The sequence below is a fragment of the Isoptericola croceus genome, from assembly GCF_029382255.1.
GTDB classification, from domain to species: Bacteria; Actinomycetota; Actinomycetes; order Actinomycetales; family Cellulomonadaceae; genus Isoptericola; species Isoptericola croceus.
The window spans coordinates 1-279 of the sequence record NZ_JARLLG010000151.1 but is presented as its reverse complement, the minus strand read 5'-3'; the positions used below and the strand labels follow the sequence as shown (position 1 = coordinate 279).

At 64.2% G+C, this 279-nt stretch carries 1 protein-coding gene; it reads right to left on the bottom strand.

Annotation, left to right across the window (positions count from 1 at the left end):
- Positions 1 to 279, bottom strand: a 279-nt coding sequence (locus PZC42_RS24485) for an HAT repeat-containing protein (RefSeq protein ID WP_277214054.1), incomplete at both ends; no start/stop codon positions are given.

Below are 279 nucleotides of genomic sequence, written 5' to 3'. Positions count from 1 at the left end.
GAAACGGCGCGGTCCCAGACGTTGCGGGCATGATTGACGAACCTGTTGCGCATCTCGAACTCTGCGTACTTGAGCCAGAGCGTATGGTCGCGGTGGGCGACGTCGAGGGCGCGCTCGTAGACGGAGCGCGCGCGGGCGAAGTCCCGTTGCTGCTCCTCCCACTTGGCGTACTTGACCCAGGCGTTGACGTTCCATCGGACGCGGCGGATGACGTCCTCGAACTCTTTGCGGCGGCGGAGGCGGTACTCGGAGAGCTCGATTGAGTCGGTGATCTTCTGC